Source organism: Mycetocola sp. Y791, from assembly GCF_059445325.1.
Window position 1 is genome coordinate 192,719 of sequence record NZ_JCAIUC010000001.1, and the last position, 25,225, is coordinate 217,943.

Genomic DNA, 25,225 nt, shown 5'->3' on the forward strand with positions numbered 1-25,225 from the left:
TGTGCCACACCGGCCCCCGATTCGCGCACCGAGTCGTCGGAGGGGCAGGCCCCGACTTTCGCCGCCCCGGCCGAGCCGCCGGCCGCTGCGGCCGTGCCGAGCATGCCGGGCAATCCGGGACGCGTCGACGACGCGTGGGTCGCGGTCACGGCCGAGGCGACGCGGATCCCGGAGCGTGCGCTGCGCGCCTACGCCGGCGCGGCACTGGCGAAGGCCGAGCAGATGCCCGCGTGCGGGCTCGGGTGGAACACGATCGCCGGGGTGGGATTCGCGGAGAGCGACCACGGTCGCCACGGTGGATCTGCCGTCGGGGACGACGGAACGGTAGCTCCGCCCATCTACGGCGTCGCGCTCGATGGCGACGGTAACGTGGCGATCCCGGATTCGGATGCCGGTGCCATCGACGGCGATGCCGAACACGATCGCGCGATCGGGCCGATGCAGCTGACGGCGTCGAGGACCCGCAGAACCTCGACGATGCGGCGATGGCCACCGCCAACTACCTCTGCCGGGTGTCGGGAGACCTCGTCACCGAGACCGGCTGGCAGACCGCGGTCCGCGGCTACAACCCCAACGACGAGTACGTCGCGACGGTCGCGCGGGCGGGCACCCTGTACGCGGAGCGGGCAGCCGCCGCGAGCTAGGGCGCTCACTCGGGCACCCGCGTCGCGCTGAGATAAGGACATCGGCGCGAGGCAAGGACGAAAACGGTCGTTGCGCCCTTATCTGGTGCCTTTTTCCTTGTGCCGCGCCGACGGCATCCGTTCGACGCGGATGCCGTGGGCGGGGGACCCGGGGGAGTGCGCCTACTCGCCCGGCCGCGCGGTCGATGACCGCACGATGAGTTCGTAGTAGAGGGGCACTCCCGCGCTCGCCGGGGCATCCTTGTCTGGTTCGAGGTACTCCATGAGCGCCTCGACCGCCTGCTCGCCCTGCCGCAGTGGAAACTGTGCAACGGTCGTCAGCCCGAAGAACGTCGACAGCTCGTGGTCGTCGATGCCGACGATGGAGACGTCCTGCGGCACGTGCAACCCGAGATCGCGGGCGGCGAGGATGCTGCCAATCGCCATCTCGTCCGAGGACGCAACGATCGCGGTCGGTCGGTTGTGCGGGCTGCCGAGCAGTTGTTTCGCCGCCTCGTAGCCGCCGGGCAGGGTGAAATCTGCGGGACGGAACAGGGCAGGATCCGGGGTGACGCTGGCATCCTTCAGTGCACCCTCATACCCGATCCGCCGCTTGGACGGCAGGTGGAAGTCGCGGTCGAACTCCTTGCCGCCTCCGATGTGAGCGATGCGGGTGTGGCCGAGGCTGAGGAGGTGCTCGGTGGCGAGGCGCGAGACGGCGACGTCATCCATGGTGAGGCTGAAGACATCGGCGATGGCGCCGCCGACCCCGATGAGTGGTTTTCCCATCGCGTGCAGGCTCGAGACCTCTGCCTCGGTGAGTTCGAGGCCGATCGCGATGACCGCGTCAACGCGCTGCCGCAGCAGGAAGTGCTCGAACACGCTCTTGCGTTCGTCTCCGCCGCCGGTGAGGTTGTAGAGGGTGAGGTCGTAGCCGTGACGAAGGAGAGCGCTCTCAGCGCCCTCGACAACCGATGCGAAGAACCAGTGATTGAGCGATGGCACCACGACCCCAACGTTGCGGGTGCGACCCGACGCGAGGCTCGACGCGTTCGACGACACGACGTAGTCCAGATCATGGGCCGCCTGCTCGACCTTCTCCCGCGTGGCATCTGAGACGTACCCGCGGCCGCTCAGCGCCCGCGAAACGGTGGCCGTCGAGACCCCCGCGTGACGTGCAACGTCATCGATACCCGCCATGGGACTCCTTCGTGCCGGAAATGTACCAGTCGCCAGCATAGCGACGGCCAGTTGCGATGGTTGGAGGGCCCGGTCGCCGCGACGGATCTGGCGTGCCGTGGCGGAGGTGTGCGACCCTCGAAGGAGAACGGAGTCCCATGGAGAGAAACGACGCCCGCACAGTCGTCATTGGCGATGCGCTCATCGACGAGATGCGTGACGGTGAGACCAGCCGTGACTTCGTCGGGGGTGCGGCGCTCAACGTCGCCGTTGGCCTCGCCCGGTTGGGCGTGCCCACCACGCTCATCGCCATGGTGGGGAATGACGCCGATGGCGCGAGCATCCGTTCGTTCCTCGACCTGCACGGTGTCGACCTCATCGCTACGCCGGGGCCGCTCGGCAGCTCGCGCGCCACGAGCGACCGCACCGACGGTGAGCCGCGCTACAGCTTCAATGAGGCGGCGCAGAAGCGGCGGATCGTGTTTGGTGACGAGGAGCGGCTGGCGATAGCGGATGCTCCGCTCGTCGTGGTCAGTTGCTTCCCGTTCGATGACGATGAGCAGAGTGCTGCGCTTGAAGAGTCTGTGCTGAATCCGGGTCGCAGGCTCGTGATCGACCCAAACCCGCGTGCGGGCATGTTGCACGACACGGCCGCCTTCGTCCTCAACTTCGAACGGCTCGCGGCGGCAAGCCTGCTGACGAAGGTCGGCGACGAAGACGCCGAACTGCTGTACGGCATTGCGCTGGCTGACCTTGTGCACCGGCTCCGCTTTGCCGGTACCGCTCACGTGCTGGCCACGGCTGGCCGCAATGGCGCCGAAATAGTCTCCGCGTTCGGTCGCGTGGTCGCACCGATTGCCGATCTGCCCGGGCCGGTCATCGACACCATGGGTGCTGGCGATGCGACGCTCGCGGCGACGGTCCATGCGCTCGTGACCGGCGGCATCCCGCGGGGACTCGACGCCTGGAAGAGGGTTCTCGACGAGGCGATGCTCATCGCCGGGTGGACCTGCCGCACCGAGGGGGCGCTGCTGCAGTTGCCTCCGGTTCCGGATACGACGGGCCGGATTCGACTGTAGGCGCGCGTCGCCAAGGCGCCGATTTCTCGAAGCGGGCAGGCACAGAGTATTCTTTTACAGCGCCTTCGGTTGTCTGTACAAGTCGGTCGGATGCGTTCTGGCGAGTTACCCAAGCGGCCAAAGGGATCTGACTGTAAATCAGACTGCTCAGCATTCGGGGGTTCGAATCCCTCACTCGCCACGTACAAAACCCCCGGAATCATGCGGATTTCCGGGGGTTTTACTCGTTTCTAGAGGGCTTTCCCCCACGAAACCCCCACAATCGTTTCCGCGCGTACGTCATCCATGCGTTCTGAAACGGCGTCAAGGTCGTCTTCGAACAGGTCAGCGTACGTGTCGAGGGTCATCGCTGCGGACGCGTGACCGAGCATCCGTTGCACCGCTTTCGGGTTCGCACCGGAGTGGATTGCGATGCTCGCGGCCGTGTGTCGGAGGTCGTGCGGAGTGATGCGGGGGAAGTCCGGGTCGTCCACCTGTGCCGCTGCTACCGCGTTCGCGAACCAGCCCTGGTGGGTGAAGGCTCGACCGAAGTACACGTCGCCGTCGCCGAGCACCAGCTGGTCACGTCGCTTGCCTTCGCATGTTCTTGCGAGGTACTCGGACAGGAACCGGGGGAATGGCACGCTGCGTCGCTCGTGAGTCTTCGGGGTGCCGACGTGGACCTTGCTGCCAATGAGCACGGCGTTCTCTTCGATGAGAAGCCGGCGTCGCAACATGTCCAGACTGTGGAGCCTCAGGCCGATGGCCTCACCCCATCGGATACCGGTGTACGCGAGGACGTAAACCATGACGGCGTTCTCGCCAGAGTGGTGAGCGAGGAGTTCGACTTGCTGGGGGGAGAGGTATGCACGACGCTTCTTGCCCTTTCTGGGGAGCTTGACGCCGCGTGCGGGGTTGGACGCGATGCGGCGGTCCAGTACCGCGACGTCGAGGATTGCTGCGAGGACGCCGTACGCGCGGATGACGACGGATGCCGAGCGAGTCTTGCCGTCGTTGTTCGTGAACCGGGTCACCCATGCGCGCACCTCGGAGTGACGAATCTCCCCGATTCGGCGGTTGCCCCACTCGGGTTCGATGTGCAGCCGCCACGCGGTCTCGAGCGGCGTGTACGACGACACTTTCAGGTGCGTCTGGTTCGCGAGCCAGGCGGCGCCGAGCTCGCGGATGGTGGCTTTGGCGCTACCCGGGTCCATATACTCGCCGCGGTTTGCTGCAACCGTCGTCGACGCCAGGAACGCTTCGGCGTCCCTTTTGAGCTTGAAGCCTCCCTTCTCGCGTGACTTCCGGTCGGGGTCTCGGTAGCGCACCCGGTAGCGGCGCCCTGCCTTGGTTTCGTAACTCTCGATGCTGCCCATGATGATGTTTCCGTTTCCGGTCGCTATCTGCGTCCTCTTCGGTATCTATGCGCGGGGTTTGGACGAGGTGTGAAGGCGGCAAAATGCGGTCTTTCGCACCTCGCCGTTTCCGAGTGCATAGAGGGCATTGAGGCACTCGGCTCCGAGGCCTCCCACTCGAGCAGGGTGGTAACGCTTCATCGAGAGGCACTCATGCCCATTTATTTGACCCCTGACCAGGTCGCGAGCCTCGTTCCCGGACTCACTCGCGGCAAGCTCGCGCAGATGCGATTCCAGGGCACCGGCCCGAACTACCGCAAGCCGACGGCAAAGACAGTTCTGTACGTCGAGTCGGAAATTGTGGCGTGGGTAGAAAGCACCGCGCGCTGGGGTGCATAACGCTTCTGTCGGACGCGACATTACGACGGGCCGTCTTCTTGGGTGTCCATGGGGCCGAGACCGATAATGCCCCCGGGGAGATTGCCTGAAAGGTGCGCAAAGTCGGCATCCCAGACCTCGTTGCGCAGCCGCCAGAGAAACTCGTTGTGAAGACTCAGCGATAGAAGCGGCTCGTAGTATTGCGCGATGTCGATTTCCGGGTCGTCGACGGTTTCGCGCTCCTTGAGGCCATCAGCTTGGGCTTGGGCAACACTGGTGCGAAGGGCCTCGAGGGCCATCCGCAAGCGCATAGCGTCTTCGTCCATCTTTAGGAGGCCTTGAAGCACGTTGTCGGCTTGGGTTCGGATTAGATGCATTCGCGCCTCAGGGGTTACTCGGACGCTTTCCCAGTCGTATAGCTGCTCAAGGGGAACATCGAGGATTTCAGCGAGCCCGTACGCTTCCGACGCCGTTACCTTGCGGTCGCCGTTCTCTACCTTGTGGATCGTCGCTTGGTGGAATTTGTATCCGAGATCTGCCATGCGCTCAGCAAGCTCGGCTTGCGAGAGGCCTTGTGCCTGCCGTTCCCGTTTCAATCCAGAGATAAATGCGCGGTCCCAGTAGTCGGCGAATTCACGATGATCCATGAACTGCACACTAATCCAGTTTGGTATTGCAAATCAAGCCAACTTAGAGTTATTCTAAAACAGTGGCACTAACGAAACTGAATTAGAATAATCGAAGGAGAGGGACATGGATAGATACATAACTCCGGATCGTGTTTGCGAAATCGCGCCGGGCATGACGAAGAACTCGCTCGCGCAATTGCGTTTTACCGGCACTGGGCCGCGGTACTACAAGCCCACCCCGAAGAAGGTCCTTTACAAGGAATCGGAAGTCATCGAGTGGATTGAGTCGAGCGCTCGACTAGGGACCGCGCTCGCGGCCGTCTGATCGGTGTCTGCACTCAAAGCGCCGCGGAACCACATCGCGGGAGAGCGGGGAGTTGTCGAGCAACTACTTCGTCGGGGCATGCAACTTGCCGACGATCAGAAGCTCGATGTCTCACCGTCGAAACTGTCCCGAGTCATCCGCGCATACGTTCGCAGGTTCGAGCGTGAGATGACTAACACGGAAATGCTCGAGCAGTATTTCCTCGCGCACGGTGACCCCGTGGGCGAGTCCGCCATACGCAATGTCATGGCAAAGAAGAAAGCCCTCAGTCTGAACGGCGTTGGAGCGCCAAATGTTCAGGCGAGGGCGAAGAAACCCAACCCAACAATCACGCAGGAGAAGGATCAATGACTTCAACAACCACGATACCAGACCCCATCGACCACCTCGAGGAGTACGACAGGAAACACGCCATAGCCAAGGCCACACCCTGTGGAGTAACCGAATGCTGCGGTGAATTGCACGACCCCATCGCCCCTCCGAACGAGTGGACACACTCCCTGCCCGATCTTGAGTTCGAAGACACCGCGCTGGTGGGTCTCTGGACGGAGGACACGGGAGTATTCGTGAGCGACATCGACATGCATGCTCAAGGCGGTCGCATGACCTCTTCTGAACTTCGGCAGGAAGCGGACAAGTGGGCCGCGTACCCGGCGTTCCTGAGAGCGGCAGCAGACAAGCTCGACGCGCTGAACGGCGTCGCTATCGGGGCGGCGTATGGGTGGAACCGGTGCTCAGGGGGAAGCCGGGGCACCGCATGACGTGGACGAAGCTCAGTGACGATTTCACTGACGACTGCTGGACGCTCTCAGACGCTGCTTTCCGGCTCCACACCGATGCTCTTGTGTGGTCCAACCGGAAGCTCCTGGATCTCAGGATTCCGAAGGAGGAAGTGCGCCGCTTCGCGAAGACCCCTGAGGCCGTTCCAGAACTGCTGCTCGGTGGCTGGTGGACGGAAGAGGGCAACTCTTACGTCGTGCTCCATCACGCCCGCTACCAGCGCACCAAGGCCGCTGTGATTACACAACAGCGAGTCAACAAGGAAAACCGTGCACAACGCGGGAAGGCGACACCACCCACACGGGAGCAGGCAGTCCGCTTTCCCTCATCTAACGATTCGTTCAACGAGTCGAAGAACGATTCGCACGACGAAATGGACAGGACAGGACTGGCTAATTACGAAGAAGGAGATGAAAGGGCTTTGAACGTGGAAGAGAGCACCGGAGCGGTTGGTGCTTGGCCTGTTGTCGCCATTCCCGGTTCAGTTTCAGATTCGACCTCATTTCACATTCCGATGGAGGTGGCGTGATGCGTTTCGCCGCACCAGAGGTTTTGCCTCTCATGGCTGAGGCGTATGCGTACGGGATCAGCTTCGAGTGGAAGCCGGATGGCCTCGAGGTGTTGGGGGTCACGAATCCACCGCCTGCACTGATTGACGACATTCGGACTCGCTCGAAGGAGATCCGTGACGTGCTCGCCATTGCCCAAGTGTCGTATGACTCCGGTGGGGCGATTGTGCGTGACACGAACAGCACGACCGATTACTCATTGACCCCTGAATTGTGGTCTGACACTTGTCCCCTCGATGGGTGGCCTTCCACTACTCATGACCATTCCGAGAAAGCAGAAGCATGAACAACTTTGAAGCCGTACTCGCAGTACTCAACAAGCAACCGATGATGTTCTCCACTGTCATGGGCGAGCCCGTGGGGGTCACGGACGCAGCAGCGATTGCTAATGATTCGCTCTACCTCGCCGTTGACCTGGCTGCGCATCCGGACGGCCCCGAAGAGATCACCCGTGTGCTGATGAAGCACGGTGAACGGGTGGGGGTCGATCTGTTTCACCCCCTCGTGATTGGAGCACTGAACATCATCCTGACGAGCATCACTGCGCCAGCATTTGATGAGCTTAGGAAGCGTTCTCCAAAGACGGACATGCGAAAAGAGATGAGGCGCAACCTCATTGAAATGGAGATTGCGAATGGAGAAGGGAAGCCACAGTGACATGCGAACCGGAGCGACGGGGGTCTACGACAGACTCGACACAGAAGCACCCCGGTTTTCTCGCCCCGAAAGGTAAGCCATGACAGACAGCACCGACGAAGCTTTCAACGACCTAGTGAATAGCAAGCTTCCCGAACTTCGCAGATACTCCGACAAGCACGCGGAAGACGTTGTAGTGCAGCTAAGCCAAGAGGACGGGGAGAACCTGACGGTCTACGCCACTCCGGACGAGATCGACGCTGCGATAAAGCTCCTTGCGGCGGAGATCATGTCGGCTGAGGGCAAGATACCGCCGAGTCTGTACACGCTTCAGGCGGAACCCGCTCTGTACCGAATCCATGTCGTCACGTCGGCAGCGGACCTGTTCACCCAGTGGGTGCTCCATGAGGCCAACGAACTTCAACTTCCAGCGTTCATGCGGAATTTTCAGGCATTCGTCATGGGCTGCCGCCAGAGGAAGATTCTCGAAGACGACTGAACCATAACCAACAGCTAACAAAGGCCCGCTCACCAGCACAGGTGGACGGGCCTTTGTCGTTCCCGAAAGGAACAGAACATGTCCCAACTCGCAGCAGGCGCACCCTGATGGCGGCACGCAGATACGCCGGCTCAACCGTCATCCTCGACGGTCGAGACGCAGCGATGCTCTGGCGTGCAGCCAAGCTCAACGAACTACGAATCCATGCCCGTGGGCAGAACGACGAGCTCTATCGAACACTGGTTGAAATCTATGAAACGGCACTCTCGTACACCGATTCCCTGAACGGAAAATTCCAAGGTCAGAGTGCGGAAACAGGAGGAGATTGGTTGTGGTGGAACACGTCTGAGCTCGCAGCGAGGGCAGGTTCCACACCCCGAACGATAATCAACCACATCAACCGGGGATGGCTCCTGGCTGAACAACAGGGCAGGCAATGGCTCATCCCCGTCGCCGAAGGCAAGAAGTACTTAGCGAGCCTCAAAACTCGACAACCATCACACGCAAGGGAACCACAATGACACTTTCATATATCGAAACCCAGATCGCCACCGTACGTGGAGAAGCCAGCGCCGCCCAAAACGCGCTCGCACGCCGAACCGATGAGATCAATAGGAACACCGCGCTCAGCGCTGAAGGCAAAGCAATCGAAATCAGTGAAGCAAAAGAAGCGGCAAAGATCCGTCTCGCAGCCCTGAAGGACAAAGAGAAGGCCATCGTCAAGGACGCAATCACGTCTCGTGAAAAGACACTCGACGCCAAGATGGGTTCCACCGCATCCGACCTCATCGCCTTCAGGGACGCCCAGGACCGAGCCGACCGAATCGAAACACCTGACGAAGCTGAGCGCGTCATCACACGTGCACTCCGCACAGACGACCGTTCCCTCGCCCACGCCGTGTTCCGCAGATCACTCGAAGCGAACTGGGCGGAACCCGTCAACGCGTTCAACCAGCAGAAGCCAGAGCTCGCGAGCATAGCCACCGAACTGAACCAGCTCGCCCGGCTAAACGAGAACAGCTTCCAGCGTGCGCTGGCATACGCCGCATGGTGACACCCACCACCCTCGTCCGAACCGGAGTAGTGAGGGTCAACGAACACTCCATCGAGCTGCCCGAAGAAGAAGCGCGAACGCTCTTCCTCGCGGCAGTGACCATGAGCCGGAGAGGTGGCCCACTCGCCATCACACCGGACACCATGATCGCCGCCAATCAAGCGACGCAGATCAGCATCGCCATCCCAAACGGGTTCGCTGACGAATACGACCCAGAAGCAGCCATGACAAAGCGGCGGCGCTAACTCCCAACCACACACAGATAAGGCCGACACTCACCAGGGTGTCGGCCTTCTCTGTACCCACCAGCAAAGGAACACACGCATGGATGACTACGACGACCCGAGCGAACACCGCGACTTCACAAGCCTCCGATTCAGTCACGCCGAAGAGCCATACGAAGCCTTCGAACTCGAAGACAACGACAGAGCGACAGAAGATCGCGACTACATCAACCAACTCTTCGGGCGCCGATGACGCCCACGGGGAGGTGCCCCCTGAAGGCTCGCTCACGCCCCTCCGGGTATAGGCACCATCCGTCCCCGCTAGCTGGATCAATCGCCCTATTGGGCAAAATGCGTGGCTTCACGCGCTGGAAAGGTATGAAATGACCAAATCTAGGGCCCCTTTGGGTCTCAAAATGGGCGGCAGGCGCCTGTGGAACCGCGTACTGGGCGACTTTGAGCTTGCCCAGCACGAGGAAGCAGTGCTTTTGCAGGCTTGTCGCATCGTTGACGTGCTCGACCGACTGCAAGTTGTCATCGATGACGGTGAGGTTGTCGTGTCGTCTCCTCAGGGGATGAAAACAAATCCGGCGATTGTCGAGTTCCGTCAGCAGGCGGTGACCCTAGCGAAGTGCATGGCGTCCCTGCGAATCCCTGTGGAGATGGAAGACACTCTTCGGCTCCCTCAGCAGCGTGTTGGCGTGCGTGGGGTGAGGTCTGAATGAGGCGACGGTCAACTCCCGCGAACTTACAGGGTTTGCAAGAACCTGCTTGGCCCGTATGGGTGGACGACTTCAAGGCACCGGTGAATGTGCGATTGCAGCGGTGGAACGAGTGGGTTGCGAAGTACTACGACCCGCTCATGGAGGCGCGCAGGAAGTACGAGGTCGAGCACCCCGCATTCGTCTTCGATTCGGTGAGCATGCCGGATCAGCCGTGGGACCCGAAATCGATATGAGCCGCAACAAGAACCGGGCCGACGTGCCCAACAACTGACGCTGCCGAAAGGCACGCACAAACCACAACTGAATAAACAACTGAATAGAGGGACAACCAATGTCCGATAGAACCGTCAAAGTCTCGCTTGTCGCAGAGGTCAACAACTACCTCGCCGGGATGGAAAAGGCCGCGAAGGCCACGAAAGAACTGGGTACCGACGCTGAGAAGCTGGCCCAGAAAAAGGAAGCGTTCGACGTTCTAGGCAAGGCGTCCATCTCGATGGGCATCGGTGCGTCGGCAGCTATCGCGCTGGCTGTTGCGAAGTACGCCGAATTTGACGCCGCAATGTCGAACGTTCAGGCGGCCACTCAAGCGACTGCCGCTGACCAGGAGAGACTGTCTGCTGCGGCTCTCGAGGCTGGCGCGTCAACCGTGTTTTCGGCCACTGAGTCTGCGAACGCGATTGAGGAACTTTCCAAGGCCGGCCTCGACACTGCGGACATCATGGGCGGCGCCCTGAAGGGTTCTCTGGACCTTGCATCCGCCGGTCAGCTCGGTGTTGCCCGGGCGGCTGAAATCTCCGCTACGGCCCTTCAGCAGTTCAACCTCGACGGCGATCAAGCAGGGCATGTTGCTGATGTTCTCGCCGCTGGTGCAGGTAAAGCGATGGGGTCCGTCGATGACCTGGCCGCTGGACTGAAGTTCGTTGCACCTGTCGCCAACGACCTGGGGATCTCGCTCGAAGAAACCACGGGCACGCTCGCTTTGTTCGCACAGCAGGGCATCATCGGTGAGCAGGCTGGTACTGGTCTCCGCGCGGTCCTTTCGTCGCTCACGTCTCCGTCAGCCCAGGCGGGTAAAGAGATCGAACGGTTGGGCATCAACCTCTACGACGCCAACGGAAAATTCCTAGGGATGGAGAACGCAGCCGGCGAGCTGTCGAAGGCGTACTCGGGCATGGATGATGCGTCACGCTCAGCGTCCATGGGCATCGTGTTCGGCCGGGAAACGATCACCGCTGCAACGTCCCTGTACAAAGCAGGAGCTACCGGCGTCGATGAGTGGACTCGGGCTGTTGACGATTCGGGTTACGCCGCGCAGGTCGCGAAGGATCGTCTCGACAACTTGAAGGGTGACGTTGAAGCGCTCGGTGGCGCGTTCGACACCGCACTGATTCAGACCGGTTCCGCGGGCAACGACGTGCTCCGTGAAATGACGCAGACGCTCACTGACGTGATCGACCTGTACAACGCCGCTCCTGAACTGGTGAAGGGGGTTGTTCTTGCTACAGGTGGGCTCGCTGCCGCTGTGGGCCTCGCTGGGGGCGCGTTCCTGCTCGGGACGCCGAAGGTTGCCGCGTTCAATGCCGCGCTCGCCACAATGGGGCCTACGGCCCAGAAGGCTGGTGCGCTTCTTACGGCGTCGATGGGTCCGGTGGGTCTGTCCGTGGCAGCGGCGGCAGGTGGGCTCGCCATCTTCGCTGGCGAGCAGGCCGAAGCGAAAGCGCTCACGGATTCCCTCACAGAGTCGCTCGACGCGAACACGGGAGCCTTCACCCGGAACACCCGGGAACAGGTCGTCAACGCGCTCCAGGCGATGGGTCCGCTGATTGATTCCGCGAAGACTCTCGGCCTGAGCACGAAGGATCTCACTGACTACGTTCTCGATGAGGGCGACGCGATCCGCGACGTGAACAAGGTGCTCAACGAACAGCGCGACCCGCTTTCCGAGGCAGCGGTTTCGGCGGACGTGGTTGCTAAAGCCATTGGCGGGCTGACGGACAAGACGAAGGAATCGCAGAAGCAGTGGCATGAGCAGAAGAGCGCCATGGGTGATGCGACCGATGCCGCGAAGACGAACACCGACGCCCTGGACACGCTGCAAGGCAAAGCGTCAGACACTGGGGCAAGTGTCGATGAACTCTCGGACGCCATTCGGGGGTTCGGCTCGGAAACGCTCTCAGTGCGTGATGCAAACCGTGCGCTCGAGGATTCCTACGACACCCTCGAACAGTCGCTGAAGGACAACGGCAGCACGCTGGACATCACGACAGAAGCGGGACGTGCGAATGAAACAGCGCTCGACGGTATTGCCCGCGCTGCTCTTGAGGCGTCGGCGGCAACACTCGACCAGACCGGCTCGCAGGTAGACGCCAATGCCGTGCTCGCAACCGGTCGAACTCGCCTCATTGAGATGCTTGGACAGCTTGGCATAACGGGTCAGGAGGCTGAAGCGTACGCCGACAAGCTGGGCTTGATCCCAGACAACGTGTACACGGCGGCGAAGGTAACCGACGTGGACACGGCTGAGGCGATCCTGGCGAACCTTGCCCGGAACCGAACGGCAATAATTCAAGCCCAGATCAAGCAGACGGGTGCTGATCCGGGTCAGGTGAAGGCTGCATACAACGCGACGGGTGGAACGATCCGGGGACCAGGAACCGGCACCTCTGATTCGATCCTGTCGTGGCTGTCGAACGGCGAAGAAGTCATTCGCGCGTCGTCGGCTGAGAAGTACCGACCGCTGCTGAAGGCGATCAATGCCGATGCAGTGGGTGACCACATAAAGGGACTCGCTCTGGGAGGCACTGCCGGTGGTCCGCCGGAGGGCTCGTTCGCGTGGATGGCATCACAGATCCCCGACGACACCGCGCGAGGTTACGGCGCGTACGGGGCGTATGGCCATCCAAGTTACGCAACGAACAACCAAACCACGTACGTGAATTCTGGCCCGTCAGAAGTTGTGCTCAGCGGTGTCACTCTCGTCGTGAAAGACGCAGGCGGTGGACTCGTCGGGCGAATGCAACTGGAAGCGGATCATCGCATCAGCATCGCGGACCAGACGAACTCACGTCAGCTCCGGCGCGGACGCCAGTAACAAATAGCCCCCAGCGTCTTCGGATGCTGGGGGCTATCTTGCGTTATTGGCTAGCCACAGCCGTTAGTAGGTACCCGCCGAACGGAAGATCCGTTCGTTCTCGGCTCGAACTTCGCCGGGCAGGTTGAAGAGATCAAAAATAAGCCATATCGAGGCTGCTATGAGAAGCACAAAACCCACGCCGATGAAAGTGGTCGCCCAACCTCCCCACCACAGCACCAGGAACCAAATGCCTAGGCTTGTGTTACCCAAGTAGAAGTGATGGGCGCCGAATCCACCGAGCAGTAACAGGAGCAGATATGCCGTTCCGACATCTTTCTGACCGAGTCTTGCCGGTTGGCTGAGGGTGCCGGCTCGAGGCGCGTAAGGCCCCCATGCGGTCCCGTCCCACCATCGCAGCATTCCGGTGGGATCGGTGTACCAACCTGGGGATACCTTTGGCAGCATTTCACTCATCGTGCTCTAGCCCCAGCGTTAGAAGTGCGGGAATGCGCGCGACCCATACCCAACGGAGGGCGCACGCGGGGCTAGGGAGCACGGACATGCTGCGATCCTACGGAACCCGTGACCTAGCACGGACACGCCTGAACACCCCAGAGCGGGGCGTATTAGCTGCTCACAGCTTTACGAGCCCGCATTCGGGGCATTCCCACACGGCAGCATCGCCGCTCTTGACGGCTTCCATCCGCACCAGACACTTCGGGCAGTTGGGCGTTTCCAAGTCGCTCATGGAGTGAGGGTATCTCGAGCGCTACAGGAAACCCATGGCGCGGGAAAAACAGCGCCGTGTAGGGTCCTGCCCATGATCAGCGAAAACGAAGAACCGAGAGACATTCGTCCTCAGCCTCAGCCCCTCGCGTACTCCGTCAAAGGTGCTGCTGAAGCGGTGGGAATCTCACCAGCCCTGCTTGAGCGTGTCATTGCTCGCGGGGATATCAACCCTCGATGGGTGGACGGCAAACGGATTCTGCCGACAACCGAGTTGCTGGCGTGGATCGAGAGCCTGCCATACGCGCGGTGAGCGGAGTCCGCGAGAAGCCCGCCAACTATCTCAATGTCTTTCCTCGATTCACAATCCTGCGCTCGGACTTCTCGCGTTCGCGGGTCTCTCGATCCTTTGCCGGCGCGTACAAGGTTCCCAAGCCTGCCGTCGCCAAGAGGACGAAGAACAGGCCGACCAGTATCGTAAGGGCCCACAATATGGCGGCGAACAAAGGGGCTGTTGTTCCCAGAGCCCAGGATGCGAGTGCGTAGACGATGGCCCCGCCTCCAAGGGAAACGAAGATCAACGCAGCGACGTTTGAGCCGTTCAGCTTGCGGCCGATCCGACTGATTTCGCGATTGCTCAATGCCTTAGTCTCGGCTTCTAGCAACAGATCAATGTGTCTTGCTGACACCGATTGGTCGCTCAGCTTGGAGCGCAGCTCTGCATGATGCAAGGTACGTCGCGCTAAACCACTTCCGAGATCCCCTCTCAATAGCGGTCCCACGACCACAGTCAAGATCGCGACGACAACGGCTGACCAAAAGGGGATCATTTCGCTCATCGGTTCCTACCGTTCGATTTCGGAGCTGTCGGTGCTGGCTAGATTCGAAATGTGACTGTCAACGCTGTGTCAGAAAGTTGACCGTGGTCGTTGCTGTCGAGTCGCTATTCATCACAACAGTGCACTCGAATTCGCTTCGGACCTGCGCACCGAAACCGTTCTCGGAGTCAACAGTCCCCGTCACTGTCCATGTGCCCGAGCCGTCGGCCCTGCTGTCGAACTCGGCAGTAGCCGGGGACTTTAGCAACTTCTCTATGCGGGTTTCACACTGGGCGATTGCCTCGTACTGATTGTTGTTCGAGTTCGGCGCATCATCCGTGGACCCAGCAAGGGCCGCACAGCCGCCAAAGATGAGGGCCACGACGACGAGCAAACCGAAGCACCCGAGGCAGCTCTTGCCGGGACTAAGCGGCTTGCCGACTTTTGCCTGCTCGGCTTTGATCCACTCAGTTGAACCCTTGACTGGTTCAGACATTCACAGGGCGCTCGAGTACGACGTTCAGCGGCGTGTAGCCGCTGCCAGTGCGGGTGGTGGTTACGACTCGCCAACCCTGGGCCGCGTACTCGTTGAGTTCCATTGACACAACCGCGTCGAACCCAACCGTTTTCGGCACGGGCCCAACTGGGAGGGTCGCGTAGATGTACTCAAATGCTGCCGTCATGGGGTGAGCGTATCGTGCGGATAGGGGTGCAGAGTATGCCTACTCCGGGTGACTCTTGCTGAGCGGGCAGAATCTTCCTTTTCGTCGTTCCCTTATGCGCGTAGGTCTCCCGTCCGGCATTCGGGGCACACGTTACGCACGAGATTTAGCGCCGCCGACCGCATTCAATAGGAGCTCGGCCGATTCGTGCGCCAATGTGCGACCAATGTGCGACGGTTCTGGTAGGCTAATCACATAAACACCGGCCCCTCTTGTAGTCTTCGAACTGCTACGGGCCGGTTTTCTTTTGGGCTAGATTCAAGCCATGCAGCCGTACACCAAGAGTTATCTCTGCCTTAGTGATCAACTCTCTCACTTACGGGGCAAGGGGCTCGACTGTTCGCCCGACGCAGAAGCACTGGAAGCCCTCCACGACTATGGCTATTACCGCTTAGGGGCGTACACGTATCCGTTTCGGCGGCTGCTTGCCCCAGGCGAACAACGCGATACGGCATTTCAGTTCCGCGCGGACGACTATGTCCCCGGCGCGAAATTGAAGGATGCGGTTGCATTGGCTCGGTTCGATCACGGGCTCCGTGATAAGACCTTCGATGGCATAGCTGCCTTGGAGCTCGCCATGCGCTTCCAGATCGCGCACGTACTCGGCAAACGCGATAAGTTCGGTCAAACTCGAAGGAACGCCCTCGACCCAAAGGCCTGTGCAGAGTTGCCGCCATCGAGCGGCACAGGTCAGCACGCCGACATGTTTGACTTTTGGGTCGCCCAATACGACAGGCTCATTGAGCGTGCCCGCTCGGAAGACTTTATACAACACGTGGCGGCGAAATACTCTAGCGAAGTGCCCATCTGGATCGCGGTCGAAACCTTCGACTTCGGAGGCTTGACTCGCCTGTATGGCCTGCTTAACAAATACGATCAGAACACGATCGCGAACCGATTCGGTGTCTCGAACGGAGTTGTATTCCACAAGTGGCTCGTAGGCCTCGGGATCATTCGCAACCACTGTGCGCATCATAACCGCCTGTGGAATAGGCAACAGTCCCGAGCTCTAGGGCCCATCAACGCCGCGGTGGTTGAACCGGATCTACACCATCTGGCGCATAGCCCGCACCGTAAGAAGCTCTACGTTTGGGCGGCCGTTCTCGCATACGCGCTTCGAAGTTACGATGACACGTCGAACTGGCATCGAACGTTCGCGACCCAAGCGAAGAAATTCCCCAACATCAGTGGCGTCAGCCTTGAGGGTGATATGGGATTTCCGGTCGGATGGACGGCTCTTGACCTCTGGTGCGCACCTCCCGCAACAAGCCGGTCACTGCCTACTCCACTCAGATAAGGTCCTATGAATGTCGCGGAATTTCCCTGCCACCGGCGATTGCGCGGCGCTTGAAAGCTCAGCTAGGTTTCACCAAACTGCAATGGGGGCATTCCCATACCGCCGTGTCGCCATGCTCGACTGCTTCCATCCTCACTAAGCACTGTGGGCAGTTGGGTGTGTCATATGACCCTGAGTCGTCGCTCATCGCTTAGGCCTTCACTGGGAGGTTTCGTGATGCGCGTTCCGTGCGTTCCCATTCGTGCAGCCGCTCCCGTCGATGGAGATAGAGCAAGACCCAAGCGCCATAAGAGCCCCACATCGCCCACCCAGCCCAAGGGGGTGGATAGGAAATCCAATCCCACCCCATGCCATAGCCCAGGTTCCAGGCCAAAATGGCGAGGTAGAGGAACCCAAGCGCGTAAAGGGTCCAACGCAGCTTCTTCTTTTCTCGCCTCCCGAGGGCTTTGATGCCCCATTCGGTAGCAGCCTCGTCACGTATGCTCTCGAGCATCTTTCGCTGGGGGGACGTGTGCTTCATCGTGTTGATGACTGCCCCGAGCTTTTCCAGCTGATGTACGCCCGAGCGGTCCTTAATCGCTGTGATGAGTGTCACGACAGCCGTGATGACGGCAACAGCGACGGTGAGGACCCCAATAATCATGTCGTCCACATTCTGCATCCCTTCAGTGAAGCGCCCCTCCGCGTCTGGGTGAACACATGATGCCGCACCAGCCAGTCGGGCGCTAGCCCGTCCGTATCCTCCGCACATGCCGACCCGGTGCCTCAGGTAGGTTGGTCGCGTGGAAAGCCAACACACATCTCTTGCTGCCCGGTTCGCGAACGTTGCCTTCCATCTCGCCGTCGAGACATTACGTGAAGACGCAAAGGCGCACCCGCACATCCTTGCGGTGCAGGCATCATTTTGGGCCTGCTGTCTGGACGAGATGCTCGAGCAGCTTCCGGGGTATACCAACGCGCGGAACAGCGACCCTGATGGCTCGGTGCTCCTCGGGTTACGTATGGCTCGTAACGCGGCCACCCATGGTGCCGTCGTTTGCGCCACTCACTCTGGCGGACTCGAATGGCCGATTACCTATCCGATCAATTGGTCAAATGATCGAACATGGGCCCCAACGAGTACCGTCGTGGAAGCTCTCGGCAAGCCCCCACGACAAGCGATGATCGAAAGCTACGAGAACCTCGTCAGCGGGCTTACGGTGATGCAGCCTCTCGACGGCGCACGCGCTTGGCTGCGTCGGGCAGAGAGCCAAGGGTTTCTGCTCCACGAGTAATGTCGGCGGCCTTCGATAGCCTCCGGCCATGGAAATCAACTACATTCAGCTACTTATCGATGCGATCCCTGCTGCTGCCGGGATCTTCGTCTCTGCATTTGAGGCTCAGCCCTGGCCTTTTGTCATTATCGCCGCCCTCGCCGTGTGGGGCCTCGTTTCGCCGACCCCGAAGCGACGACGCAGACGCGCGTAGACCTAGACCAACGGCCAATTCAAGTAATTGAATGGCTCCATGGAGATTGGTCAAGTGTGGGCGTACCGCGAAAAGCAGGGTGCACCGTTGCTCGAAGTTGAGATACAGAAGCTTCGGCTGACGTACCCGCCACGGGCTCGGGTCGAGTTCATGGATGACCGGTTCGGAGGGGATACGAAATGGGTGCCAGCCGGCAGATTGAAGTGCCCCTGGGCACAGCGCGACAACCTGCTTGAGTACGAAGCCCGATGGGTAGATTTAGAGGCGGACGGCCGACCAGATGCCAACGAGCGAGATGTCGTTCAGGACGTGTTCTGGGATTTAGCGCCGGACGTGATCGAGCTTTACTACAACGGTGCCATGGGTATCGGCGAGATTAGTGACGTGGACCGGTTGGCCGAAATGCTTGGGTGGAGCAAGGAAGAGATTTCTCAGAGCCCAGGTGCCATGCTCGATGAAGGTGTCCTCCGTGTGCGCTGGTTACTGACCCGTCGCATCGCGCAGGAGCTCATTCGAAAATCACCTGGTCGAGCTATCCGATTGGCGGTTAAGGAGCGCACGCTGATCAACCACTGGGTAGATGAACGCGTGGAGAAGGTATTGGATCACGCTCCATGGCTGAAGGAAGAAGAAGTTAGGGCAGAAACGGAAGAGAAATATGATTCATCTTTCGCACGTGCCCGGATCATCGAAACTTGGGTGGGGGCGGATGAACAGCTCCGTTACGCGGAGCATGAAGCGCTCGTACAGAAGTTTGATCAGTTGGCACGCCTAGCGCGCCGTGCCGTGCCGCTGCTTCGAGATCGGCGCACGAAGTCAGCTAACAAGCTTGCGGATGAGATTGAGGCGATTGCTGCTGCATCACCGCCTGACACCAAGATCACCGTCCATGATCCGGAGCGGGCTGAGGTACCCTAACCCCCACAAACCCCCCACAAGTTCTCGGCATCTCACTGAATTGAAACGGACCGACGTGATTCAAAACCCCTGAGATTCCGGGCCTCTGTGAATTTGCTGGCGTGATTCCGCGGGCACAAAGCGGGTTCGAATCCCTCACTCGCCACACTACGTTCTCTCGAGCTTTCGGATAAGTCGTCCGAAACCTCGAGTAACACAGATTGCCCCCGGTTTCCGGGGGCTTTTTTGTTGGGCCATCGCTGGCCCCATGCGCAAACTGCAGGACAGCAAGCCGATTCTTCACGTTCGGCGCCGTTGTGCTCATGGCCGGGGTTGGTTTCGTTGAGGAGGTGCTTGAACGCCGTGGTCACGGTCAGCCCAGGATGGGGCTTTCGTTGGGGTACCGGTAAAGCTGGCGACGTTGCCGGACCGCGAGTGCCGCCGCGAGACTGATGGGGCCGACCCGTCCGGCGAACATCAAGAGCGCCAGGATGTACTTTCCGCTCGGCGGCAACTCTTCGCTCAATCCAACGCTGAGGCCGCAGGTCGCGAATGCAGAAATGACCTCGAAGAGGATGCGATCCAGTGGTTCTCTGGTCACCGCCATGATGAGACCGGTCGCAACCAGAATCAGGGTTGCGGCGAGGAACAGCACACTGATGGCGACGCGGAGGGCTCCTTGCGGGATGGTTCGGCCAAACACGCGTACGTCGGTATCGCCTCGGGCTTCAGCGATGATCGCGAGGAACAGCACGGCAACAGTGGTGACCTTGATGCCACCGGCGGTCGAAGCGGACCCACCACCGGCGAACATCAGGGCGTCGGTTGCGAGCAGGGTGATCGGTTCAGACGAACTGGGATCCACAAGGCTGAAGCCGCCGGACCGCATCATCGTTGAGGCGAACAGGGCGTTGAACAGCTTCTCGCCGAGAGGCATGTTCCCGATTGTGGAGCTGTTCGACCATTCCAATGCGGCCCAGAGAACGCCGCCAATGACCAGAAGAACTGTCGTCACCAGAAGGGTGAGTTTCGCGTGGACGCTCCACTTCCGAACCTCGAACTTCGCAGACATCAGCACCATGAATACCGGGAAGCCGAGGCTCCCAATGAACACCCCAACCATGATCGGCACGAGGATCCAGCCGTTTCCGACGAAACCGACGAGGCCGTCCGGGTGTGACACGAATCCAGCGTTGTTGAACGAAGACACGGCATAGAAGATGCCGTGCCACAGCCCCTGCAGCCACGACCGGTCAGCGACGATGAAGCTGGGAACGAGGAATGCAGCCAGCGCGAGTTCGATGGAGAGCGTGGTGAGAACCACGATTCGGAGCAGGCTCCCCACTTCGCCGAGCTTGCCGGTACTGATGCCCTGCTGCGCGAGAAGTTTGTTTCGCACGCCGAGCTGGCGGGTCACCGCGCGGGCGAGGAGAGATGCGATAGTGACGATGCCCAAGCCACCGATCTGGATCCCGAGAAGAATCACGACCTGGCCGAAGAACGACCAGTGCTCTGCCGTGTTCACGGTGACCAGCCCCGTCACTGTTACCGCCGAAACAGCAGTAAAGAATGAATCGTCGAGTGCCGTCGCTCGGCCGTCTCTCGCCGCAATCGGAAGGCTGAGCAACAGCGTGAAGACGAGCGTTACCAGCGCGAACACGATCAGAGCTACGCGCGCGGGTGAACTCCTCGCGATCTGGTCGATGAGTACCCGTGGGTGGCGCCACATGCCGCGAGGGAGCGAGCGAGAGGGACCGCGAGCGAGATCTGTCACGCGAGCAAGATCTGTCATTGGGTCGCCCTCCGTGGTCCACGGATTACCGCTGTCAGAACGATCAGCCATCAAAGGCCAACCGGACTGCTGCCAGGCAGCGCATCAGTCTATACACGAAGGCCAGGGGAGTCGAAGGGCCTCCGGCAGCCCCACCGCACGGTTGGCGCCAAGGCCGCAGGTCCCCGCGACTACCGAGGTCGTCCGAACCAGGATTTCCTGTCCTACGTCTGGCCCAGACGATAGCCTGACGTCTGACCGGCACCATCGACGATGCGAGGACATGTGGACGAACAACAGCAAGCTTTCATCGAGACCTTCCGTCGGTTCATGGATGACGTCCTTCTTGCTCCCCGTCCCGCGGTGGATGCCATCACTCCTCTTGGTGAGGTCGTGCAGGAGTTCCTGCAATCCGAGGTCGCGCTACTTCCGATGGTGACCGAAGAGCTGCCGATGCACCGGCTCGTTGATGCCGACATCGCACTCGATGAACTCACCGCGCCGGGTTCGGTGATCGGGATTACCGGCGGCCAGCAGCGCGAGTCCAACTCGTTTCAGGAGTTGTTGAGCAGCCCGTTCGTTCGTTTCGCGCCGGGGCCGGTCGACTACGTGTCCTCACCCATCGGGCCTACGGGCGAACGGCGAGTGGTTGCGTTCGGACTGCGTCTGCTGACCGTGCACGGGCGCCGGATAGCCGTCCTGCAGCGGGGTGCCCGCCCCGAATACGGCCGGGCCAGCGCGCGGCTCGAGATCCTCGCGGCCGACGAGGCCGGCTCCACGGCGCTTCTGGTGGAGTTGCGTCGCTTGATGCTCGAGCGCAGTGTGCTTCGCGGGCAGGTGCTCTCATTCAGCGGCAACGAGTACGGTCCGAGTGCGGCGGGCATCGACTTCCTGGAGCGGCCGACGGTGGCCCGCGACCAGGTGATCCTCCCGGACGGGGTTCTCGATGACCTCACCAGACAGGTGATCACCATTGGCACGCACCGGGATGTTCTGAGGGCTTCAGGCCGCCACCTTAAACGAGGCGTTTTGCTGTACGGCCCGCCCGGATCAGGCAAGACCCTGACGATACGGCACTTGCTGAGCGAGACCCCCGACATCACCGCTGTCGTCCTCGACGGTGCCAGCATCCAGTTCGTCACGCAGGCCGCTGAACTGGCGCGCGCCATGCAGCCCGCCATTGTCGTGCTTGAGGACGTCGACCTGGTGGCGACCGATCGGAGTTTCTCGATGGGACCCCAACCGCTGTTGTTCGCCATGCTTGACGCCCTCGACGGTCTTGATGGCGACGCGGACGTCGCATTCGTGCTCACCACCAACCGCGTTGAAGTTCTTGAGAACGCGCTCGTCGACCGTCCCGGCAGAATCGACCTTGCTGTCGAGATTCCACGACCGGATGCCGATGCACGAACCCGGCTGTTCACTCTTTACGCCGACCAAATGACGCTTTCGACCGAAGCGATCGAGCGTGCAGCCGGTCGCGCTGAGGGCGCAACAGGTGCCTTTGCGAAAGAGGTCATGCGCCGCACCATGTTGCTGGCTGCTGAGGAGGATCGTCAGCCGACCGATGACGATCTGGCGGCTGCGATGGACCGCCTGCTCTCAGCCCGCGATGAGCTCACGCGCCGGTTACTCGGTGCTTCAGACGATTCGGAAGAATTCGACGATCGCGGTGATCAAGCGACGCCAGAGTCAGCGTGGGTTCCCCTGGCCTGACATCGGAACCGGGCGTGCTGACGGGGCAGGGGATGACCGTGAACGAGAACAGGGTGCCCCGCCGACGGCGAGGCACCCTGAACGAAGGTGGAGAAGACTTACGCGGCGACGAGCGCTGCGTCGCGGACGGTCTCCATGGCCTTGGCCCACACGACGAGCTGGTCGAGCATCGGCGCAACGGTCGCGGCCGAGAGCTCGGTCGGTGCGAAGGTGCTGAAGTTCTCGAAGTCGGTGAAGAGGCTGAACATGCCGGTCTTCTGAACGTGGGCGAGCTGGAGCTCCGAGAGGATTCCGCGGAGGTGCTCGACCGCACGAACGCCCGAAGCTGATCCGTATCCGACCATGCCGGCTGCCTTGTTGTTGAACTCGGCGTTCAGGTAGGAGAGCGCGTTGGCGAGGGCCGGGGTAACGGAGTGGTTGTACTCGCCGGTGATGAAGATGTATCCATCGAACTCGGCGATCTTCTGGGACCATGCCTTGGTGTGGTCGTTCGCGTAGTTCTGGTACGCGGCGGGGTATCCCTCATCGAGGACCGGCAGGTTGTAAGCCGCAATGTCAACGAGCTCGAACTCAGCGTCCGTGCGCTGCTGCGCCTGCGCGAGAACCCATTCGGCAACGCCGAGGTTGATGCGTCCCGGGCGGGTGCTTCCGGTGACAATAGCGATCTTAGTCATTGGCGACCTTCCAAATAGTTGATGTGTCAATTAGTCTGACGGTAACAGTCTGGGTGTCATTGATTGTCATGTCAACTAAATGGAGGTGAATCTTTCGATGAGTGCAGAAGAGTCTCAGCCACGCTGGTTGGACGACAGGGAAAAGGCCGTCTGGCTGACCCTCCGCGAGTTCATTTGGGAGTTTCCCACCGCGATTGATCGCCAGCTCCAGCGGGATTCAGCGCTGTCCGTTGTGGAGTACTCGGTGCTTGCGGCTCTCTCCGAATGCCCCGGCGCGCGAAAGCGGTCCGGCGACCTTGCCGCCGGCCTGGGCTGGGACCGAAGTCGGCTTTCCCACCTGGTCAAGCGCATGGAGGTCAAGGGAACCGTCGCCCGAGCTCATTCGGATGCTGACGGTCGAGGCCAGGACATCGCACTCACCGATGCGGGATGGGACGAAATTCGCGCCGCGGCACCGGGTCATGTGACTTTCGTGCGTGAATCGGTTTTCGATCCATTGACCCCCGAAGAACAGGACCAGCTCGAATCGATGCTGACGCGCATCCGGGCGCAGATCACTACCGAAGGCCTGTGGGGGCGAAAGAAGGCGGGGGTCGACTGCCCTCCCGACGCCACATCCGGCCCGGGTTTGACCGCGCCATCCGCAGCGTGCGATACCGCGGGCGCTGTCGAGCCTGAGGTCGACGCCCCCGAGGCGCACCCCGCGACCTGACCGTCGTCCCGCGGTCTCGAACCGCCGGGTTCAGCCCGTTGGCGGCGCCTTGGGCCTGGTCAGCGGAAGGGGTTCTCTCCACGTGCTTCCGCTCGACGCGAGGAGCTGGGATGGCAGCTTGCGTTCGTACAGCCCGTAGACGTTCTGGGTGGCCTCGGCGAGCGACCCCCAGTACCCGATCAGTTCACGCCGACCCGGGTCGGCGTGCCATGTCACCGCCCGGAAGTACAGTACGTGTCCAGGGCCGAGCTTCAGTTTCCGGATCACTGCGATCGGAGTCTGCGATGCACCGTGGGTCACCTCCCACTCGATGGCTTTCGTGAAGTTCGACAGATCCGGCATAAGTCGAATATACGTTCGAAACTCCTGACAATCAAACTCAGGACACCGATTCGGGGACATTGCCCGGCTGGCTTCTGGGTTAGCGTTGAGAGGGAACCGAGAGGACTCCCCGATGAGCGTTGAGCTGCAGAACCTTGCCACCGAAATCGCACTCCAGGCCGGTGAACTCATCCACCGTCGCCGTCGCGAGGGCGTCACCGTCGCCGCCTCCAAATCGTCGGCCGAAGATGTCGTTACCCTCGCCGACCGGGAGTCGGAGGACCTCATCCGTTCGCTGATCGCCGATGCGCGCCCCGGCGATGGTTTCTACGGTGAGGAGTCGACGGCAACGGGCAGTTCGACCGGAGTCACCTGGGTCGTCGACCCGATCGACGGCACCGTCAACTACCTCTACGACATCCCGAACTACGCGGTCAGCATCGCCGTCGTCGAGGGCGACCCTGACCCGCACTCGTGGATCGGGCTCGCCGGAACCGTGGTGAACCCGGCGGCGGGGGAGACGTTCAGCGCCTCGCGCGGCGCCGGCGCAACCCTCAACGGCGCAATGATTCGGGCGAACACGGATGTCACTCCGTCGCTTGCGATGGTCGGAACGGGTTTCAGCTATACCGCTGAGCGCCGCATCTGGCAGGCAGGAATCGTGCAGCAGCTGGTCGGCCAGGTCCGCGACATCCGCCGCATGGGCTCGGCGGCGCTCGACCTGTGCTCCGTCGCGTGCGGCCGACTGGACGCGTACTACGAGCGCGGACTCAACCCGTGGGACCACGCTGCCGGCGCGCTCATCGCCGAGGAAGCCGGCGCCCGCGTCGGCGGCCTGCACGGCGCAGCGGCGAGCCGCGACTTCACCCTCGCCGCCGATCCCGTTCTCTTCGACGCGCTCCACGAGATGCTGATCGAAGCGGGCGCGGAGGCATCCGTTCTCGGCTGACCGGTCTGCTTAACAACAGAAGCCGGGCCCGCGGGCCCGGCTTCTCGC

General features: G+C 61.1%; 37 protein-coding genes and 1 tRNA gene. 25 read left to right on the forward strand and 13 right to left on the reverse strand.

The genetic code is table 11. The features are described from left to right. Positions 1 to 485 precede the first annotated feature (485 nt). Complete coding sequence (locus AC1C2N_RS00975; protein ID WP_495432501.1) at positions 486 to 644, forward strand: hypothetical protein; 159 nt, start codon at positions 486 to 488, stop codon at positions 642 to 644. 162 nt (positions 645 to 806) lie between these two features. Here AC1C2N_RS00975 and AC1C2N_RS00980 read toward each other — a convergent pair whose 3' ends face one another. Next, on the reverse strand, positions 807 to 1,823 hold the full coding sequence (locus tag AC1C2N_RS00980; protein WP_495432502.1) for a LacI family DNA-binding transcriptional regulator: 1,017 nt from the start codon (positions 1,821 to 1,823) through the stop codon (positions 807 to 809). Between the two features lie 137 nt (positions 1,824 to 1,960). On the opposite strand from AC1C2N_RS00980, the gene AC1C2N_RS00985 reads away from it, so the two are divergent. Further along, the gene (locus AC1C2N_RS00985; RefSeq protein ID WP_495432503.1) at positions 1,961 to 2,881 is read left to right on the forward strand and encodes a carbohydrate kinase family protein; all 921 of its coding nucleotides are present in this window, start codon (positions 1,961 to 1,963) and stop codon (positions 2,879 to 2,881) included. A 99-nt stretch (positions 2,882 to 2,980) separates the two neighbouring features. Next, a tRNA-Tyr gene (locus tag AC1C2N_RS00990) sits at positions 2,981 to 3,062 on the forward strand. A 49-nt stretch (positions 3,063 to 3,111) separates the two neighbouring features. On the opposite strand, the gene AC1C2N_RS00995 is transcribed toward AC1C2N_RS00990, so the two are convergent. Beyond that, on the reverse strand, positions 3,112 to 4,236 hold the full coding sequence (locus AC1C2N_RS00995) for a tyrosine-type recombinase/integrase (RefSeq protein ID WP_495432504.1): 1,125 nt from the start codon (positions 4,234 to 4,236) through the stop codon (positions 3,112 to 3,114). A 192-nt stretch (positions 4,237 to 4,428) separates the two neighbouring features. Between AC1C2N_RS00995 and AC1C2N_RS01000 the strand changes: the two genes are divergently transcribed. Next, complete coding sequence (locus AC1C2N_RS01000; RefSeq protein ID WP_495432505.1) at positions 4,429 to 4,614, forward strand: helix-turn-helix transcriptional regulator; 186 nt, start codon at positions 4,429 to 4,431, stop codon at positions 4,612 to 4,614. A gap of 20 nt (positions 4,615 to 4,634) precedes the next feature. On the opposite strand, the gene AC1C2N_RS01005 is transcribed toward AC1C2N_RS01000, so the two are convergent. Continuing rightward, complete coding sequence (locus AC1C2N_RS01005) at positions 4,635 to 5,240, reverse strand: helix-turn-helix domain-containing protein (protein WP_495432506.1); 606 nt, start codon at positions 5,238 to 5,240, stop codon at positions 4,635 to 4,637. A gap of 106 nt (positions 5,241 to 5,346) precedes the next feature. Here AC1C2N_RS01005 and AC1C2N_RS01010 point away from each other — a divergent pair, with 106 nt between their 5' ends. From AC1C2N_RS01010 to AC1C2N_RS01070, 13 genes are all read left to right on the forward strand, one after another. Then, positions 5,347 to 5,547: a helix-turn-helix transcriptional regulator gene (locus AC1C2N_RS01010; RefSeq protein WP_495432507.1), complete on the forward strand. Its 201-nt coding sequence runs from the start codon at positions 5,347 to 5,349 to the stop codon at positions 5,545 to 5,547. Between the two features lie 78 nt (positions 5,548 to 5,625). Further along, complete coding sequence (locus tag AC1C2N_RS01015) at positions 5,626 to 5,898, forward strand: hypothetical protein (protein ID WP_495432509.1); 273 nt, start codon at positions 5,626 to 5,628, stop codon at positions 5,896 to 5,898. After that, on the forward strand, positions 5,895 to 6,308 hold the full coding sequence (locus tag AC1C2N_RS01020; RefSeq protein WP_495432510.1) for a hypothetical protein: 414 nt from the start codon (positions 5,895 to 5,897) through the stop codon (positions 6,306 to 6,308). The genes AC1C2N_RS01015 and AC1C2N_RS01020 overlap by 4 nt, the downstream gene beginning before the upstream one ends. Further along, entirely contained in the window at positions 6,305 to 6,856 is a 552-nt protein-coding gene (locus AC1C2N_RS01025) for a hypothetical protein (RefSeq protein ID WP_495432511.1), read from the forward strand. The genes AC1C2N_RS01020 and AC1C2N_RS01025 overlap by 4 nt, the downstream gene beginning before the upstream one ends. A gap of 322 nt (positions 6,857 to 7,178) precedes the next feature. Continuing rightward, entirely contained in the window at positions 7,179 to 7,553 is a 375-nt protein-coding gene (locus AC1C2N_RS01030) for a hypothetical protein (protein ID WP_495432512.1), read from the forward strand. A gap of 79 nt (positions 7,554 to 7,632) precedes the next feature. Further along, positions 7,633 to 8,031, forward strand: a complete 399-nt coding sequence (locus AC1C2N_RS01035; RefSeq protein ID WP_495432513.1) for a hypothetical protein — start codon at positions 7,633 to 7,635, stop codon at positions 8,029 to 8,031. 107 nt (positions 8,032 to 8,138) lie between these two features. Beyond that, a complete protein-coding gene (locus AC1C2N_RS01040) occupies positions 8,139 to 8,552 on the forward strand; it encodes a hypothetical protein (protein WP_495432514.1) in 414 nt (137 codons plus the stop codon). Then, positions 8,549 to 9,085, forward strand: coding sequence for a hypothetical protein (locus AC1C2N_RS01045; RefSeq protein ID WP_495432515.1), 537 nt, complete (start codon positions 8,549 to 8,551; stop codon positions 9,083 to 9,085). The genes AC1C2N_RS01040 and AC1C2N_RS01045 overlap by 4 nt, the downstream gene beginning before the upstream one ends. Continuing rightward, entirely contained in the window at positions 9,079 to 9,330 is a 252-nt protein-coding gene (locus AC1C2N_RS01050) for a hypothetical protein (RefSeq protein ID WP_495432516.1), read from the forward strand. Before AC1C2N_RS01045 ends, AC1C2N_RS01050 begins: the two co-directional genes overlap by 7 nt. 79 nt (positions 9,331 to 9,409) lie before the next feature. After that, the gene (locus AC1C2N_RS01055) at positions 9,410 to 9,562 is read left to right on the forward strand and encodes a hypothetical protein (protein WP_495432517.1); all 153 of its coding nucleotides are present in this window, start codon (positions 9,410 to 9,412) and stop codon (positions 9,560 to 9,562) included. 163 nt (positions 9,563 to 9,725) lie between these two features. Then, on the forward strand, positions 9,726 to 10,034 hold the full coding sequence (locus AC1C2N_RS01060) for a terminase (protein WP_495432518.1): 309 nt from the start codon (positions 9,726 to 9,728) through the stop codon (positions 10,032 to 10,034). Between the two features lie 59 nt (positions 10,035 to 10,093). After that, positions 10,094 to 10,267, forward strand: a complete 174-nt coding sequence (locus AC1C2N_RS01065; RefSeq protein WP_495432519.1) for a hypothetical protein — start codon at positions 10,094 to 10,096, stop codon at positions 10,265 to 10,267. A 98-nt stretch (positions 10,268 to 10,365) separates the two neighbouring features. Further along, the gene (locus AC1C2N_RS01070) at positions 10,366 to 13,125 is read left to right on the forward strand and encodes a phage tail tape measure protein (protein WP_495432520.1); all 2,760 of its coding nucleotides are present in this window, start codon (positions 10,366 to 10,368) and stop codon (positions 13,123 to 13,125) included. Between the two features lie 63 nt (positions 13,126 to 13,188). On the opposite strand, the gene AC1C2N_RS01075 is transcribed toward AC1C2N_RS01070, so the two are convergent. Continuing rightward, entirely contained in the window at positions 13,189 to 13,581 is a 393-nt protein-coding gene (locus AC1C2N_RS01075; RefSeq protein ID WP_495432521.1) for an NINE protein, read from the reverse strand. 160 nt (positions 13,582 to 13,741) lie between these two features. Next, on the reverse strand, positions 13,742 to 13,855 hold the full coding sequence (locus AC1C2N_RS01080; protein ID WP_495432522.1) for a zf-TFIIB domain-containing protein: 114 nt from the start codon (positions 13,853 to 13,855) through the stop codon (positions 13,742 to 13,744). A gap of 72 nt (positions 13,856 to 13,927) precedes the next feature. On the opposite strand from AC1C2N_RS01080, the gene AC1C2N_RS01085 reads away from it, so the two are divergent. Beyond that, the gene (locus AC1C2N_RS01085; protein ID WP_495432523.1) at positions 13,928 to 14,146 is read left to right on the forward strand and encodes a helix-turn-helix domain-containing protein; all 219 of its coding nucleotides are present in this window, start codon (positions 13,928 to 13,930) and stop codon (positions 14,144 to 14,146) included. A 25-nt stretch (positions 14,147 to 14,171) separates the two neighbouring features. Here AC1C2N_RS01085 and AC1C2N_RS01090 read toward each other — a convergent pair whose 3' ends face one another. The 3 genes from AC1C2N_RS01090 to AC1C2N_RS01100 are packed head-to-tail and all read right to left on the reverse strand — an operon-like array spanning position 14,172 to position 15,334. Beyond that, positions 14,172 to 14,672, reverse strand: coding sequence for a hypothetical protein (locus AC1C2N_RS01090; RefSeq protein ID WP_495432524.1), 501 nt, complete (start codon positions 14,670 to 14,672; stop codon positions 14,172 to 14,174). A gap of 58 nt (positions 14,673 to 14,730) precedes the next feature. Beyond that, entirely contained in the window at positions 14,731 to 15,147 is a 417-nt protein-coding gene (locus AC1C2N_RS01095; protein WP_495432525.1) for a hypothetical protein, read from the reverse strand. Further along, positions 15,140 to 15,334 carry a DUF4177 domain-containing protein gene (locus AC1C2N_RS01100; RefSeq protein ID WP_495432526.1) on the reverse strand — a complete coding sequence of 65 codons (195 nt, stop codon included), beginning with the start codon at positions 15,332 to 15,334 and terminating at the stop codon, positions 15,140 to 15,142. Before AC1C2N_RS01100 ends, AC1C2N_RS01095 begins: the two co-directional genes overlap by 8 nt. A 304-nt stretch (positions 15,335 to 15,638) precedes the next feature. Between AC1C2N_RS01100 and AC1C2N_RS01105 the strand changes: the two genes are divergently transcribed. Continuing rightward, entirely contained in the window at positions 15,639 to 16,670 is a 1,032-nt protein-coding gene (locus AC1C2N_RS01105; RefSeq protein ID WP_495432527.1) for an Abi family protein, read from the forward strand. 58 nt (positions 16,671 to 16,728) lie between these two features. On the opposite strand, the gene AC1C2N_RS01110 is transcribed toward AC1C2N_RS01105, so the two are convergent. Together AC1C2N_RS01110 and AC1C2N_RS01115 are read right to left on the reverse strand one after the other, a co-directional pair. Then, a complete protein-coding gene (locus tag AC1C2N_RS01110; RefSeq protein ID WP_495432528.1) occupies positions 16,729 to 16,857 on the reverse strand; it encodes a zf-TFIIB domain-containing protein in 129 nt (42 codons plus the stop codon). A 3-nt stretch (positions 16,858 to 16,860) separates the two neighbouring features. Next, positions 16,861 to 17,331, reverse strand: coding sequence for a hypothetical protein (locus tag AC1C2N_RS01115; protein WP_495432529.1), 471 nt, complete (start codon positions 17,329 to 17,331; stop codon positions 16,861 to 16,863). 121 nt (positions 17,332 to 17,452) lie between these two features. Between AC1C2N_RS01115 and AC1C2N_RS01120 the strand changes: the two genes are divergently transcribed. Genes AC1C2N_RS01120 through AC1C2N_RS01130 form a run of 3 tightly spaced genes read left to right on the forward strand, consistent with a single transcriptional unit; the run spans position 17,453 to position 19,055 of the window. Further along, on the forward strand, positions 17,453 to 17,944 hold the full coding sequence (locus tag AC1C2N_RS01120; RefSeq protein ID WP_495432530.1) for a hypothetical protein: 492 nt from the start codon (positions 17,453 to 17,455) through the stop codon (positions 17,942 to 17,944). 28 nt (positions 17,945 to 17,972) lie between these two features. Continuing rightward, complete coding sequence (locus tag AC1C2N_RS01125) at positions 17,973 to 18,137, forward strand: hypothetical protein (RefSeq protein ID WP_495432531.1); 165 nt, start codon at positions 17,973 to 17,975, stop codon at positions 18,135 to 18,137. A gap of 39 nt (positions 18,138 to 18,176) precedes the next feature. Next, positions 18,177 to 19,055 carry a hypothetical protein gene (locus AC1C2N_RS01130; RefSeq protein ID WP_495432532.1) on the forward strand — a complete coding sequence of 293 codons (879 nt, stop codon included), beginning with the start codon at positions 18,177 to 18,179 and terminating at the stop codon, positions 19,053 to 19,055. A 352-nt stretch (positions 19,056 to 19,407) separates the two neighbouring features. On the opposite strand, the gene AC1C2N_RS01135 is transcribed toward AC1C2N_RS01130, so the two are convergent. Continuing rightward, positions 19,408 to 20,826, reverse strand: a complete 1,419-nt coding sequence (locus AC1C2N_RS01135) for a TrkH family potassium uptake protein (protein ID WP_495432533.1) — start codon at positions 20,824 to 20,826, stop codon at positions 19,408 to 19,410. Between the two features lie 309 nt (positions 20,827 to 21,135). Here AC1C2N_RS01135 and AC1C2N_RS01140 point away from each other — a divergent pair, with 309 nt between their 5' ends. After that, on the forward strand, positions 21,136 to 22,521 hold the full coding sequence (locus tag AC1C2N_RS01140) for an AAA family ATPase (RefSeq protein ID WP_495432534.1): 1,386 nt from the start codon (positions 21,136 to 21,138) through the stop codon (positions 22,519 to 22,521). Positions 22,522 to 22,619: 98 nt separating this feature from the next. On the opposite strand, the gene AC1C2N_RS01145 is transcribed toward AC1C2N_RS01140, so the two are convergent. Further along, positions 22,620 to 23,195 (reverse strand): NADPH-dependent FMN reductase, encoded by a 576-nt coding sequence (locus AC1C2N_RS01145; protein ID WP_483405201.1) that lies wholly within the window; start codon positions 23,193 to 23,195, stop codon positions 22,620 to 22,622. Between the two features lie 97 nt (positions 23,196 to 23,292). On the opposite strand from AC1C2N_RS01145, the gene AC1C2N_RS01150 reads away from it, so the two are divergent. After that, complete coding sequence (locus AC1C2N_RS01150; RefSeq protein ID WP_495432535.1) at positions 23,293 to 23,907, forward strand: MarR family winged helix-turn-helix transcriptional regulator; 615 nt, start codon at positions 23,293 to 23,295, stop codon at positions 23,905 to 23,907. A gap of 30 nt (positions 23,908 to 23,937) precedes the next feature. Here AC1C2N_RS01150 and AC1C2N_RS01155 read toward each other — a convergent pair whose 3' ends face one another. Further along, positions 23,938 to 24,249 carry a hypothetical protein gene (locus tag AC1C2N_RS01155; RefSeq protein ID WP_495432536.1) on the reverse strand — a complete coding sequence of 104 codons (312 nt, stop codon included), beginning with the start codon at positions 24,247 to 24,249 and terminating at the stop codon, positions 23,938 to 23,940. 112 nt (positions 24,250 to 24,361) lie between these two features. On the opposite strand from AC1C2N_RS01155, the gene AC1C2N_RS01160 reads away from it, so the two are divergent. Then, a complete protein-coding gene (locus AC1C2N_RS01160) occupies positions 24,362 to 25,177 on the forward strand; it encodes an inositol monophosphatase family protein (RefSeq protein ID WP_495432537.1) in 816 nt (271 codons plus the stop codon). Positions 25,178 to 25,225 lie beyond the last annotated feature (48 nt).